Origin of the sequence: Streptomyces sp. HUAS TT11, from assembly GCF_051553595.1 — a bacterium.
Taxonomy (GTDB): domain Bacteria; phylum Actinomycetota; class Actinomycetes; order Streptomycetales; family Streptomycetaceae; genus Streptomyces.
On record NZ_CP196184.1, the window covers coordinates 8025821 to 8038394 of the forward strand.

11 protein-coding genes are annotated in these 12574 nt (G+C 67.9%); 4 read left to right on the plus strand and 7 right to left on the minus strand.

What is annotated here, in order from left to right:
* Nucleotides 1-368 precede the first annotated feature (368 nt).
* On the plus strand, nt 369-2222 hold the full coding sequence (locus ACSHXN_RS36040; RefSeq protein WP_355130190.1) for an MFS transporter: 1854 nt from the start codon (nt 369-371) through the stop codon (nt 2220-2222).
* A gap of 156 nt (nt 2223-2378) precedes the next feature.
* Here ACSHXN_RS36040 and ACSHXN_RS36045 read toward each other — a convergent pair whose 3' ends face one another.
* Complete coding sequence (locus tag ACSHXN_RS36045; protein ID WP_355130188.1) at nt 2379-3575, minus strand: MFS transporter; 1197 nt, start codon at nt 3573-3575, stop codon at nt 2379-2381.
* A gap of 89 nt (nt 3576-3664) precedes the next feature.
* Here ACSHXN_RS36045 and ACSHXN_RS36050 point away from each other — a divergent pair, with 89 nt between their 5' ends.
* Nucleotides 3665-4426 carry a DeoR/GlpR family DNA-binding transcription regulator gene (locus ACSHXN_RS36050; RefSeq protein ID WP_355130186.1) on the plus strand — a complete coding sequence of 254 codons (762 nt, stop codon included), beginning with the start codon at nt 3665-3667 and terminating at the stop codon, nt 4424-4426.
* Nucleotides 4427-4820: 394 nt separating this feature from the next.
* On the opposite strand, the gene ACSHXN_RS36055 is transcribed toward ACSHXN_RS36050, so the two are convergent.
* The 5 genes from ACSHXN_RS36055 to ACSHXN_RS36075 form a co-directional block, all read right to left on the minus strand.
* Nucleotides 4821-5699 (minus strand): RNA-guided endonuclease TnpB family protein, encoded by an 879-nt coding sequence (locus ACSHXN_RS36055; protein WP_355130184.1) that lies wholly within the window; start codon nt 5697-5699, stop codon nt 4821-4823.
* Entirely contained in the window at nt 5696-6274 is a 579-nt protein-coding gene (locus ACSHXN_RS36060) for a helix-turn-helix domain-containing protein (protein ID WP_355130182.1), read from the minus strand. Before ACSHXN_RS36060 ends, ACSHXN_RS36055 begins: the two co-directional genes overlap by 4 nt.
* Nucleotides 6271-6846, minus strand: a complete 576-nt coding sequence (locus tag ACSHXN_RS36065) for an IS607 family transposase (RefSeq protein ID WP_355130180.1) — start codon at nt 6844-6846, stop codon at nt 6271-6273. Before ACSHXN_RS36065 ends, ACSHXN_RS36060 begins: the two co-directional genes overlap by 4 nt.
* Before the next feature lie 33 nt (nt 6847-6879).
* Complete coding sequence (locus ACSHXN_RS36070; protein ID WP_355130178.1) at nt 6880-8757, minus strand: SMI1/KNR4 family protein; 1878 nt, start codon at nt 8755-8757, stop codon at nt 6880-6882.
* An 89-nt stretch (nt 8758-8846) separates the two neighbouring features.
* Entirely contained in the window at nt 8847-9557 is a 711-nt protein-coding gene (locus ACSHXN_RS36075) for an RNA polymerase sigma factor (protein WP_438305160.1), read from the minus strand.
* Between the two features lie 838 nt (nt 9558-10395).
* Here ACSHXN_RS36075 and ACSHXN_RS36080 point away from each other — a divergent pair.
* Nucleotides 10396-10617, plus strand: coding sequence for a CarD family transcriptional regulator (locus ACSHXN_RS36080; protein ID WP_331268643.1), 222 nt, complete (start codon nt 10396-10398; stop codon nt 10615-10617).
* Between the two features lie 421 nt (nt 10618-11038).
* On the opposite strand, the gene ACSHXN_RS36085 is transcribed toward ACSHXN_RS36080, so the two are convergent.
* A complete protein-coding gene (locus ACSHXN_RS36085; RefSeq protein ID WP_355130174.1) occupies nt 11039-11851 on the minus strand; it encodes a helix-turn-helix transcriptional regulator in 813 nt (270 codons plus the stop codon).
* 45 nt (nt 11852-11896) lie between these two features.
* Between ACSHXN_RS36085 and ACSHXN_RS36090 the strand changes: the two genes are divergently transcribed.
* Nucleotides 11897-12493 carry a TIGR03086 family metal-binding protein gene (locus ACSHXN_RS36090; RefSeq protein ID WP_438305163.1) on the plus strand — a complete coding sequence of 199 codons (597 nt, stop codon included), beginning with the start codon at nt 11897-11899 and terminating at the stop codon, nt 12491-12493.
* Nucleotides 12494-12574 lie beyond the last annotated feature (81 nt).

The window sequence follows — 12574 nt, forward strand, 5'->3', positions numbered from 1 at the left end:
CGCAGCGTCCGCCGGCCACGACCCGTCGGACAGGGTCTTGCCCAATGCTGTGAGTTGGTTGGTGATGTCGGCGCGTCACCCGATCGCTGTGCACGGGATGTTGACGTGGGTGGTCCGGCGTAGCGTTTCGGTTTCGATGTTGAGCCAGTGCCGCGAGAGGGTGACTTCGGTGCCGGCGGGGATCGCTGCTCCGGCCCTTGCGTGCGGTCCGTTGATGCATCAGAGGCAGCCCGCACAGCTGCGCGCCGACAGATCATGGACGCATGGGTGTAACCTACACAAGATATGGTTGCTTAGGTATACTACCTAATTCGCTTCGTTGCCGCCCCATACCCGAGCGGCGGACGATTCGGAGGAACGGACAAGCCGTGTCCCTACCTGACCAGGCACCTGTAGCTGCCTCCCCGCCGCTCGAGCGGGGCAGTCACTACAAGTGGATCGCGCTGTCGAACACAACGCTCGGCGTGCTTATGGTGATGATCAACCAGTCCATCGTGCTGATCGCCCTTCCGGACATCTTCCGGGGCATCCACCTCAACCCGCTGGACCCCTCCAACACCAGCTATCTGCTGTGGATGCTCATGGGCTTCATGGTGGTCACGGCGGTGCTGGTCGTGACCTTCGGCCGACTGGGCGACATGTTCGGCCGGGTGCGCATGTACAACATGGGCTTCGCCGTCTTCACCCTGTGCTCGATCCTGCTCTCCGTTACCTGGTTGCACGGCAGCGCCGGCGCCTTGTGGCTGATCGGCTGGCGCATCGTCCAGGGGATCGGCGGGGCGCTGCTCTTCGCCAACTCCACGGCCATCCTCACCGACGCCTTCCCGGTCGAGCAGCGCGGTACCGCGCTGGGTATCAACTCCCTGGCCGCGATCGCGGGTTCGTTCCTCGGGTTGGTCCTCGGCGGTGTCCTGGCCCCGATCGACTGGAAGATGATCTTCCTGGTGTCGGTGCCCTTCGGCGTCTTCGGCACGGTCTGGGCGTACCTCAAGCTGCGCGACACCGGGGTGCGGCAGCGGGCCCGGATGGACTGGTGGGGCAATGTCACCTTCGCCGTCGGCCTCATCTCCATCCTCGTCGGCATCACGTACGGCATCCAGCCGTACGGCTCCAGCACCATGGGCTGGGGAAACCCGTGGGTGCTCACCGCCCTGATCGGTGGCGCAGTGGTGCTGGCCGTCTTCGTGCGCATCGAGACAGTTGTCGCCGATCCGCTCTTCCGCCTCTCGCTCTTCCGGCTGCGCGCCTTCACCGCGGGCAATATCGCCAGCCTGCTGACCGCGCTCGGTCGAGGTGGCCTGCAGTTCATGCTGATCATCTGGCTGCAGGGCATCTGGCTGCCGCTGCACGGCTACAGCTTCGAACGGACACCGCTGTGGGCGGGCATCTACATGATCCCGCTGACCATCGGGTTCCTGTTCTCCGCGCCGGCCTCGGGCTGGCTCTCCGACCGTTTCGGTGCCCGCATCTTCACCGTCGTCGGCACCCTCGTCACCGCGGGCAGCTTCCTGGCGCTGATGACCCTGCCCACCGACTTCAACTACTGGCTCTTCGCCCTCCTCCTGCTTGTCAACGGCCTGGGCTCGGGCCTGTTCGCCTCCCCCAACCGGGCGGAGATCATGAACTCGGTGCCCGCCGAATCCCGGGGCGCGGGTGCCGGAATGACCGCGACCTTCCAGAACTCCGCGATGGTGCTCTCCATCGGCATCTTCTTCAGCCTGATGATCGCGGGCCTCTCCCACACCCTGCCGGGAGCCATGCACGACGGGCTGGTGCAGCAGGGCGTGCCGGAGGGGCAGGCGCAGCAGATCTCACATCTGCCGCCGATCGGGGTGCTCTTCGCGGCCTTCCTCGGCTACAACCCGTTCCAGCAGCTGCTCGGCGGCCACCTCGCCGGCCTTCCGGATGGCGGCGCCACCCTCACCAGCAAGGAATTCTTCCCACACCTCATCTCCGCGCCCTTCCATCGGGGCCTTGTAGTGGCCTTCTGGTTCGCGGTGGTCGCTTGCCTCATCGCCGCCGTCTCCTCATTGCTGACCGAACGGGTCGACCGCAGCCGCCGGGTGAAGGCCCCCGAGTCACTTGGTTCCGAGTTGGCGGCCGTGTCCGGCGAGGCCGGTCTTGCCCCCAGCGAGCTGGTGGTGCCGAGCGAGGACACGCCGGCGACCGGTGCGGTCGAGGCGCCGGGAAGCGGGACGCCGACGGGTCGGCAGCCACGCTGAGACGCGGTCGGGGACGGTGAGGTTTCCGCAGCGGTGATCACCTGCGGGTCCGTCCCGGCCCACTCGTTGCCGGTGGGTTCCCTCTCACGGGGTTGACGACGGGGGTGAACGGTATGCCTGTGCGGCACGGTGTCAGGGGCCGTGCCGCACAGGCGGTCAGTGGCCCGCTCGTACCATCTCGTGTGTGCGATCGGGCCCCGTGCGCAGGATTCCGGCGGTCCCAGCGGTGATCACGCACAGGACGGTCAGTAGCAGGAACGTGTGGTTCAGCGCCGCGAGATGGGTCATCCAACCGATGATCGCCGGGCCGGCGAGCATGCCGAGGTAACCGAGCCCGGCCACGCGGGAGACGTTGACGCCGGCAGCGGCGGGGTCGGCGTGCCCTGCCGCGCTGAACAGCTGGGGCATGCAGCCTGACAGTCCCAGGCCGAACAGCGCCCAACCGGCGAACGCCGCCCATATCCACGGGGAGACGGCAACGATCGTGATACCGGCCGCGGCCATGGCCGAGCCGTAGCGAAGAACGGCCATCGGCCCGAACCGTGCGGAGAAGCGGTCGGCGAGCAGCCGGCCGGTGGTCATCGTCGCCGCGTAGGTGCCGTAACCGAAGGCGGCGGTACTCGCAGGCGCGTCGAGGATGTTCTTCAGATGCAGGGCGCTCCAGTCGTTGGCGGCTCCCTCGCACAGCATGACCATCCAAGCCAGGGCGGCAAGCATCCAGATGCGCCCCGGCGCGGTGCGCTGCTTCGCTGCCGGTGCTCCCTCGATCTGCGCGGTGTCGGTGGCGGATGCCGCCGCCGAGGGCAGGAGACCGCGTGCCGAGACCAACGCGGTCACGACGCCCACGGCTCCCACGGCGCCGAGCGTCGCGGCCGGACTCATGCCGGTGCTCGCGGCGCCCGCTCCCACGAGGGCGGCAACGACGCCACCGACGGAGAACGTGGCGTGGAAGGCCGACATGACGGGCCGGTCGTACGCCTTCTCCACGTGTACGGCGTGGGCGTTCATGCTCACGTCGAGACAGCCGTTGCCGAAGCCGAAGATCAGCAGCGCGCCTGCCAAGGTCCAGGGATCCCGGGCAAGGCCCGGCAGTACGAGAGTCGCAGCGCAGAGCACGCCGGTGGCTGGGACCACGGCGCGTGTCCCGAAACGGTCGGCCAGTCGGCCGGCCACCTGCATACCGACGAAGGCACCGAGGCCCAGCAGTACCAGAAGGCCTCCCAGCGTGGCGTGGCTGATGCCCACGCGCTCCTCGACGGCGGGAATCTGCACCACCCACATGCCCACCAGGGCGCCGTTGAGGATGAAGTAGACGAAGGTCGCCACTCGGGCGGCTCGCAGCGAACGTTCCATGCCGGTGACCATAACGAACATTCGATATGTTTGAAATACCCATCTTCGAACATGTTGAATGTTCGTTCTCTGTGGTGTTCAATCGCTGCATGAGCAACGCGGAGCGTCATCGGCTGATCGTGCAGGCCATCAAGGAATCGGGCAGTGCCACGGTTTCGGAGCTCGCCCAGCTGACTGATGCCTCGGAGATGACCATCAGGCGCGACCTCGACACCTTGGCCGCGCAAGGCGTCCTCGAACGCGTCCGCGGCGGTGCACGCACCCTCCTGCTCAGAGGCGAGGAACCGCCCTTCGCGCTACGCGCCCACGAGTCCATCGACGCCAAGCGCCGGATCGCGTCCGAGGTGTCCTCACTCATTGCCGACGGCGAGACCGTCCTCCTCGACAGCGGCACCACCTGCCTGGAAGTCGCCCGCCTGCTGCGTGGACGGCAGGTCACCGTGATGCCACTGTCGCTGCAGGCCATCCACGTACTCAGCGACCCTCCGAGCCCGACCACGCTGCTGGTACCGGGCGGACAGCCCCGTGCCGCCGAGGGCGCCCTCACCGGCCCCCTCACACTTGCCTCCCTGTCCGCACTGCGCTTCGACACCGCGGTCGTCGGCTGCTGCGGCCTGAGCGCCGCCGAAGGCCTGACCGCTTACGACCTCGACGACGCGACAGTAAAGAAGGCGATCATTGCTTCCGCACGCCGCATCGTCGCCGCCGCCGACGGCAGCAAGCTCGGCCACACCGCCCACGCCTTCGTCGGCCCCTCCGCTCTCCTCCACACCCTCGTCACCGACACCACGGCCCCCGCCGACGAAGTAGCCGCACTAGACGGCGCCGGCACCCTCGTCAAGACCGTCTGACAAGGTCGCCGTGCGGGTCCACGTACTGCGATCCAAGTCCGCTGCCGACTCAGAGTGGTAGCAGCACCGTATGGCGTCATGGATCACATCGCCGATGCCGGGCTCGACGATGCCGCCCTCAGGTTGTCCTGCGGACTCGCCGTTACAAGGGGCAGTCAGCCACCGGCCGGTACCGGCGTCCGGCTACGCCCCGGACGCCGAGCGCGCAGACCAGGACCGCCCCCCAGGAAGGAGTGAACGACCGCCCTGCCGACAACACGGGGGTCGCCGACGCTACGGCCGAGCGGTGCGTTCAGGGCCTACGCCGCACGCGAAGACGGCGTAGGCAAACCATTGCTCAAAGCTTTAGTGGCTTTCAGCATTCCGGGCATTCCGGCCCGGAAGGTCCGTCTCGTCACCGGAGCGTGAGGGCTTCGGCGTGAGTACGGTCTCTCGCTTGTGTCTGCCGCTGGTGCGGCAGGGTTGCGCCACCTGCCCGCCCCGTCGTGGCCTTGCGGCTGTGGCGGGTGGCGCGGGTCTTCTGGTCGGCTCCGCGAGGCTTCGACGCCTTGACGGCGTCCTGGTCTCCGGCCACTCCGGTACCAGTCGTGCAGGCCGTCGCGAGGGCGGCGAGGTTGAGCGCGGCGTTGTCGTCCCGGTCCAGGACCAGGCCGCAGGCGTCGCATGCGTAGGTCCGGATGTGCAGCGGCAGCTTGGCTTTCACCGCGCCGCACCCGGAGCAGGTCTTGGAGGAGGGGTACCAGCGGTCGGCCACGATGGTGCGGGTGGCGTGGCGCTGGTGGGTCTTGTAGCCGAGCTGGCGGCGGATTTCGCCGAATCCGGCGTCGGCGATCTGGCGTGCGAGGCGCCGGTTGCGGAGCATGCCGGCGACGTTCAGGTCCTCGACCACGACGGTGCCGTATTCGGCCGTCACGGCGGTGGTGAGTTTGTGCAGGGCATCCTGGCGGATGTTCGCCACGCGGTGGTGCAGCTTGTTGCGGGCGGCGTTGGCCTTCTCCCATCGCTTCGACGGCTTGCGACCGGTGCGGCGGTCGGGGCCCTGGCGTCGGGACACCGTCCGGCAGGCGCGGCGCAGCATCTTCAGCGCACCGTCGTAGTGCCGGGGGTTTGGCACGGTGCGGATCTCGCCCGTCGAGTCGGCCATCACCGCCAGGCTTTTCACGCCGAGGTCGATGCCGACCGCCACGTCCGGACGCGTGACGCGTTCGAAGTCCCGCTTGACCTCGGCCTGGAACGAGGCGAACCAGCGTCCGCGCTCGTGCCGTACGGTCACGGACAGGATGCGTGCTGTCCGGCCTGCACCCGGGTGAGGAGGCCGGCGGTGGGCTCGTGGCTGCGGATCGTGCCCAGCCTGGGCAGCGTGATGTGTCGGCCGTCAGCGTCCACGCGGATGGTGCCGGTGGTGAACCGGCAGGCAAGGCGTGCCTTCCGCTTCGACTTGAACCGCGGCGCACCCATCCGCTTGCCGCGCCGCTCGCCGTTCTTCGACCTTGCGTAAGTGTCGAACGCGGCCGACGCGTTCGCCAGGCCGGTGTTGTACGCCTCCTTGGAGTTCTCCTCCCACCAGTTCGCGAACCGTGGGTCAGTCTTCTTGGCCTCGTTGAACGCCTTTCGCAGCGACGGCAGCGACCACGGCCGCCACTGCGTCAGGTCCGCTTCGGCAACGCCGTAGGTTTCCTCCGCCTTGCGCTGCCACCACGAGGCGCTCACCCAGCCGACAGCCCAGTTGTACGCCGCGCGGGCCGCACCGCAGTGGGAGCGCAGCGCGGTCTCCTGGGAGGTGTTCGGGTCGAGCGCGAAGCGGTACGCCTGCACCACGAACCCGGGCTGCGGCTGGAACCTCTTCATTCGGCGGCCTCACCGGTCGCCAGGGCCACTGCACGGGCGGCCCGGTTCTTTGCCGCTCGCTGCCCGTACAGGCGCGCACACATTGATGTGAGCACCTCGGTGATGTCCCGCACCAGGTCGTCGGTCGTCTCATCAGAGTCGAGGACGACCAGGCGCCGGCCGGACGCGGACAGTACGGCTTCGAGGTGTTCCACGCCGAACCGGGCCAGCCGGTCACGGTGCTCGACCACGATCACAGCGGCGGACGGGTCGGACAGAACCCGGTGCAGCTTGCGCCGGCGTCCGTTCAGCCCCGAACCGACCTCTGTCACGACCTCCGCGACCTGCAGGCCAAGACCAGTGGCCCCCTGGACCACACGGGCCACCTGGCGATCAAGGTCAGGCTTCTGGTCCGCCGACGAGACCCGGCAGTACGCCACAACGCGACCGGACACTGCCGCAGCGCCTTCGTCGACCAGCCACGTCCCGGACGGCGTCTGGCGAACCGGGACCGGCATACGGCCCTCTTTCGCCCACACCCACGCGGTCTGGTAGTGCACACCGTTGCGCGCCGCCCATTCGGAAAGCTTCACACCATCAAGATAACAGTTGAGAAAGACTGACGTTCACTGATGTACCACAACAGTTGTTAACCCTTCGCCCGCGCGTGGCGCCCGGGTCCACGACCGGGTGGTGAAGGTGCTGAGCCTGCCTTGGGTCAGCGCGAAGCGGGGGAGCGAGAGCCAGAGTTCGGTGTGCATGGCCTCCAGCAAGCGCAGTTCACAGTCTGGTTCACTGTCCTCGGGACGGAACAGCCGTGCGGGGTCCAGGGCCTCGGGTATCGCGCCGGAGCGCTGGATCTCCGTACCCCGCACGGTGAACGCGTAGAGCTCCTTGCCCTGTTCGGCCACCGACAGGTGGAAGGCGGGCGGGTGTTGGCGCGGGGACGAGCGTCCTGGGTCACGCCACACCACCACCGCACGTCCGGACGATGAGGCGGCTGGAGCGGGGGACAGGAACCTCTCGTCGAGGCGGCGATGGGAGTTGCCGTCGAAGGCGAAGGCCCATGCTTCGGCGGTTCGGCCTGCGGAGACCACGGCCCGGTCCTCCCACAGTTCGACGCCTTCCCGCTCGTGCGGGTTGGGCACCCGCCAGGGCATGATGCGGCGATGTGCGGGTGCGCTCAGTTCGGCTCCTTCCTCGCCGATGAGGGCCGGCAGACGAGCGGGGTCGACTTCCTCGACCCAGACACAGCGGTACCCGTCGAACCGCTGCCCGTTCGCCGCAGGCTCCGTCAGCCAGGCAAGGCCTGGCGGATCGAGATCGGGCGCTGGCTCGGGAGCGGGTCCCGTTTCCCCGGCCCGCGGTGTCGCGAGGATTTCCCGCCCACGCTCCGGAGTGATCAGTGGACCCAGGACCGGATCGGCGAGCAGACCGATCGGAGCGATCAGCAAGGGGCCGGGCGCCTCCCACAGCGCAAGCGCGTCGCGCAGCACCCGCCACGCGGCATCGGTGGCCCCCCAGCGGGCCGACTCCCGGGCCTCGGCGACGGCCCGGCCCCATGGACCCGGAGGCGCGTAGGAGTGGGTGCCGTCCCGCATCGCGCTCAGTACGGCCTCGGCGGTGCCCCGGTCGACCCCACGGGCGGTCATCATCCTGAGCCAGTGGTCGTCCCCGCCCAGCCGCCATTCGCCGCGTGCCGGCGCCATGGCCTCCAACGGCAGAATCTCAGGCATGTAGCGCGCGTCGGCCACCAGGTCGTCGTATCCCTGAGCGTTGTGCGGAGCCAGCAGCTGCCGGAGCTGGTTCAACAGCGTCGCGCTGCGTGGCCGACCGAGGGACAGCGCCTCCTCGAGCAGGGGCAGGGCCTCCTCGTGCCGTCCGCGCAGGGCCAGCAGTCGGCCCTCATCCACATGGGCGTCCTGGACGCGAGTGGTCGCGTTCACGAAGCCGGGTCTCCCCGCCCGGTCGGATTGGAAGCCGCGGTACTTGGCCTCCATATACGCGCGGAACGACGGGTAACGGTCCGGCAGTTCACCGCTCCATCCCCGGTAGACGTAGAGCGCCCACTCGCCGTCCTGGTCACTGTCGCCCGGGTCGAGCAGGGCGTACGACATGTCGGAGTCCGTTTCCAGCTGCAGCGCCCGTTGCCACATCCCGGCCAGCAGGACGTCCTCCTCGCGCGGGTCGTCACCCAGATTCTCCTGATACAGCGGGGTCATGCCGTGTGGATCCCGGAACCAGCCGATGTCCTCGACACCGCCGAGCTGATAGACACCGGCCGTCTCGTCCACATGCCACCCGTCGCTCACGGCCAGGAACTCCCGGTACGAGGGTGGCAGCCGCCGCCCCAGCCGCTCCTCCGCCGCGACGATCGCCGCTTCGCCCGCCCCGGGCCTGCCCAAGGGGACAGCGCTCTGCCCGCCGTCCTCGTCCTCGCCCGGTATCCACTCCTCCTGCCAACGTCCCAGGAACTCATGCCAGTTGAACGACTCGCCACTCATGGCCGAATGGTGTCACCAGGCACCGACAACGGTCCGGCCTTGTTCCCGTACAGCTGCGGCCAAGGGCCGTCCGTGGCCATCCGCCCTGATCAGCGGCCTGGGCCGCACCAGCCGGGGCGACTTGCGCGTGCCCCTGTTCGCAGCAGCGGGCGGAGGGCGAGCACCAACAACAGCATGAGGCCGTACACGACTGCCGCTGCCCACAAGCCGTAGACCGCAGGCTGCGGCATGTCCGGCACCAGCTGGGGCTGAGGCTGTCCGTTGCGGCTGGCGGCGCTGTAGCGGTGGATCGTGATCGAGCCCGCGGCACACAGCAGCACGGATGCAAGAGCGGCGGATACGGTCAGAGTCGTCTTCAAACCGGCCATGGCCCGCGCGGCGCCCGGTTTTCTGTCCACCCGGCCCGCGTATGTCGCCTGGGTGCAGTTCAAGGCTTGGGTCGCCCACCCCGCTGCAGACTGCTCCGCGGGCAGGGTGGCCTGGGCCCGGTGTAGGTCGCGACGATCGGAGAGCACTTCACTGACGTCGTCGATCTCCACACGGATGTCGGCTTGTGACTCCGCTGCTGGCTGCGCGTACTGGCTCTCCCGCCTCGCGTGGTTCTGGATCTCCCGTGTGATGATCCGGAAGAGGTATGCCTGGGGCTGCTCAATGGGGGAGGGGTTTCGGAGTGCCTTGGCGAAGGCGTCCTGCACGATGTCCTCGGGGCTGACGAAAGTCTCGGGCACGTGCATTTCGCGCAGCTTCTTCCGGGCGAACCTCGTCATCTTGCCGTAGCGGCGGGCGTAGACCTCCTCCATAGAGAGCTCTACCTCTTGGCCGACCTCATACATTGCGTCGCCCCGTCCCACCTCCCGAGGAGAGGCGAGTGGCTCGTCTCCGATGATTTCGTCCCTCCCACTTGCGCAGCGGTTGCCGCCGTGCTGTTGACCGGTCCGGTGAGGCTTGGCACCAGAGCAGGCGAAGCGATGAGCACCACGTGCTGGAGTTCCGTTCATCTCCTTTGGCCGGCAGCCTTGTTGTCCCACCCGAGAGCGGCCGGACCTGAGAAGAGAGTCGAACCTCGGATGTGCTCTACACGACGCCGGAGCCTACCCGCAGGACGCCCGTATCGGCCGCGAAAGGGCAGTCAGGAATGCAAGGTCATGCTGATTGCCTTGGAGAGTGGCCCGGCCACGACTTCGCACCGCGCCATGGACGTCTTTCGTACGAGGCCGGTGACACCTGGTGAGCTTCATCGAGTGCCGACGGCGTCATCCGTGGCCGGTTCCCGTACCCGTGTGCCGTCGAGAATCCGGTGTAGCACCATCACGGCCTGCCGGAACACGCCGAGTATCCGGGCGCCGCGCAGGGTACCGATCCGATCACCGTCAGCTGCGCACCGGTCCGTGGCCAAGCCCAACCGGTACAGCGAGAAGACACCGCGTTCACGGGGTGGAGGGGTCGCCGTCTACGACAGTCGTCGGCCGAGGTTCGTGCCGTAACCGAGTCGGATGCAGAGCCAGCCACGGTCAGCGAAGGATATCCAGGGTTCATTTTCACTCGAAACCCCTGGTCAGCGGCATGATCCGGTTGTTCTCGACCGGATCTGTGCTGACGGCCACAGCGAATCGAATGCGTGGAGGCGCATACTGAACCATGACAAAGCCTGCTGCGCCCAAGCGTCATCTGCCTACCAGCCCGTTCAAGGCCCCTGTCCCCCCGGCTCCCAAGCACTTCGCCGTGGGTGACCAGGTCACACATGACATGTACGGCCTCGGCCGGGTGATCGGCATCGAGGAGGGAACCGCAGCCCTCGTGGACTTCGGCTCGGCGCAAATGCGGATCTTGAGCCCGTACGCCAAGATGACCAAGCTGTAGGGCCGCCGTGCCCGGTCACGGCACACCCAGGCCCCGTCAGGGGACCTGCAACGAAAGAGAGACCCCTCATCGATCTGACCTCGCTGTTTTCCGCCGTGGAGACGCCGCCCTGCCGCCCCACCGCAGCATCGCCGCTTCCGACCACCAACCCCTTCCAGGCCCCTGACTTCGGGGAAGAGGAGACCTCTCCTCTCAAGGACGCACAAGAGTCCGCCTCGGACAAAGGTGCAGCGCGACCCAAGGCAAGTTAGGCCTGTCCGCGTCGCGCCCTCTCAGGGGGACATGTGGGAGACGATCCGAGCTTCACGCTGCTCTCGTCGACTACGGACACAGCTCTGGCCGGTTCATCCCGAAGCAACTCGGCCGAGCGTTTGACCTTGACGGCGCCGCGTGCCACAGCCCGCCGGTGGCTTCGGGTCCTTCAGGCGTCGTTCCGGCGTCCCGCCGAAGACGCGTACTTCGCCGGGGAGGTGCCTATGCATGCGGTGAAGTCGCGGGTGAAGTGCGCTTGATCGGCGTAGCCCAACTCCGCCGCGAGAGCGGACCAGTCCTGCGGGTCGGTGGCAGCACGTGCGGCGGCTTCCTGCATGCGGGCTCGCCGGATCACCCACTTGGGTCCGATGCCGACGTATTCGGCGAACAGCCTCTGCAACTGGCGCACGCTCATGTGGGCGATCGCGGCCAGCTGGGACACCCGTAGAACAGCAGGGTCGCTGCTGATCGTTTCGACCAGCCCGGCCGCATTGTCGATGGCGGGGTCGGGCGCAGGCCGGAAGTCGCGCAGGAGCGTGGCTGCGAGGTGGAGCGCCGTGGGCACGCGGGGTTCGGTGATGATGGCGTCTGCTGCTGCGCGCGCTCCCGGGCCGAAGATCTCTTCGATGTCCAGGACTCGGTCGGTGAGGGTGGACACCGGGGCGGTGAGGAAGGGGCGGAAGCCGCCGGGTCGGAATCGCAAGCCGAGTGCCCGGCCGGTGCCGGAGATCTCTCGGGTGAACGTGTCGCTGACGATGCCTGTGATCTGGGCCTGCCCACCGGTGGTGAAGGTGAGGTGGACCACCGGGTGAGTGAGGACTTGCTGCCGATGCGGTTCGGTGAGGTCCCAGTGGAGGATCCAGTACCCGTCCACGAACGGGGTCAGATCCGCCGGGGCCGGCTCGTGGCCGAGTCGGAACCGCTCGGCTGCGGTGCGCGGGTCGAGGATGGCCCGCTGTCGCGTTTGTTCAATACCCGTCATCGTCACCCTGTCTACCGTGCCTGACGGCAACCGGGAAGGGATGACGTGGAGACGAGATCTGTGATGGCCCGAGCCGCCGAATCGGCGGTGGACATCGTCCGAGGGATCGGGCCGGACGCGTTCGACGAGTGCACGCCGTGTCCGGAGCTGAAGGTCGGGGCACTCCTGAATCACCTGATCTTCTTGACCGGTGTGCGGGGGCACGCCGCGGGACTGAAGCAGCCCCCGCAGGCACAGAATGACGTGGCTGAGGGACACGCCTTCATCGCGGAGCCGGATTGGGCCGAGGCGTTTGCCGCCCGGTCGGCGGCGACCGCCGCCGTCTGGAGCGCTCCGGAGGCATGGGTCGGCGAGACGGCGCTGACCGGGAGCGGGCGGATGCCGGCACCCTTCATCGGTGGGATCGTGCTGGGCGAATGGCTGCTGCATGGCTGGGACCTGGCGGTGGCCACCGGGCAGAAACTGAACGTGGACGACGAACTCGCCGCAGTGCTGTACGAGGACATCGCCGGCAAGGCCGAGATGGCGAGGCAGTACGGGGTGTTCGGCCCTGAGGTCAGCGTGTCGCCCACGGCGCCGTTGTTTGACCGGGCTCTGGGAATGGCGGGCCGTGACCCGTCATGGAAGCGCCCGGCTGCGTAAGCGAAGGGGGCGCAATCAATCCCTTGCGGTGCGGATCGTAATCCACGGGCCCGGTGAAGTAGGGCAAGTCCTACGCCCCCG

What these genes read in the sequence shown, in the direction of transcription:
- ACSHXN_RS36070 (WP_355130178.1), bottom strand. Translation starts at nt 8,757, where the DNA reads ATGAGTGGCGAGTCGTTCAACTGGCATGAGTTCCTGGGACGTTGGCAG.
- ACSHXN_RS36080 (WP_331268643.1), top strand. Translation starts at nt 10,396, where the DNA reads ATGACAAAGCCTGCTGCGCCCAAGCGTCATCTGCCTACCAGCCCGTTC.
- ACSHXN_RS36085 (WP_355130174.1), bottom strand. Translation starts at nt 11,851, where the DNA reads ATGACGGGTATTGAACAAACGCGACAGCGGGCCATCCTCGACCCGCGC.
- ACSHXN_RS36060 (WP_355130182.1), bottom strand. Translation starts at nt 6,274, where the DNA reads ATGAAGAGGTTCCAGCCGCAGCCCGGGTTCGTGGTGCAGGCGTACCGC.
- ACSHXN_RS36075 (WP_438305160.1), bottom strand. Translation starts at nt 9,557, where the DNA reads ATGGAGGAGGTCTACGCCCGCCGCTACGGCAAGATGACGAGGTTCGCC.
- ACSHXN_RS36050 (WP_355130186.1), top strand. Translation starts at nt 3,665, where the DNA reads ATGAGCAACGCGGAGCGTCATCGGCTGATCGTGCAGGCCATCAAGGAA.
- ACSHXN_RS36045 (WP_355130188.1), bottom strand. Translation starts at nt 3,575, where the DNA reads ATGGAACGTTCGCTGCGAGCCGCCCGAGTGGCGACCTTCGTCTACTTC.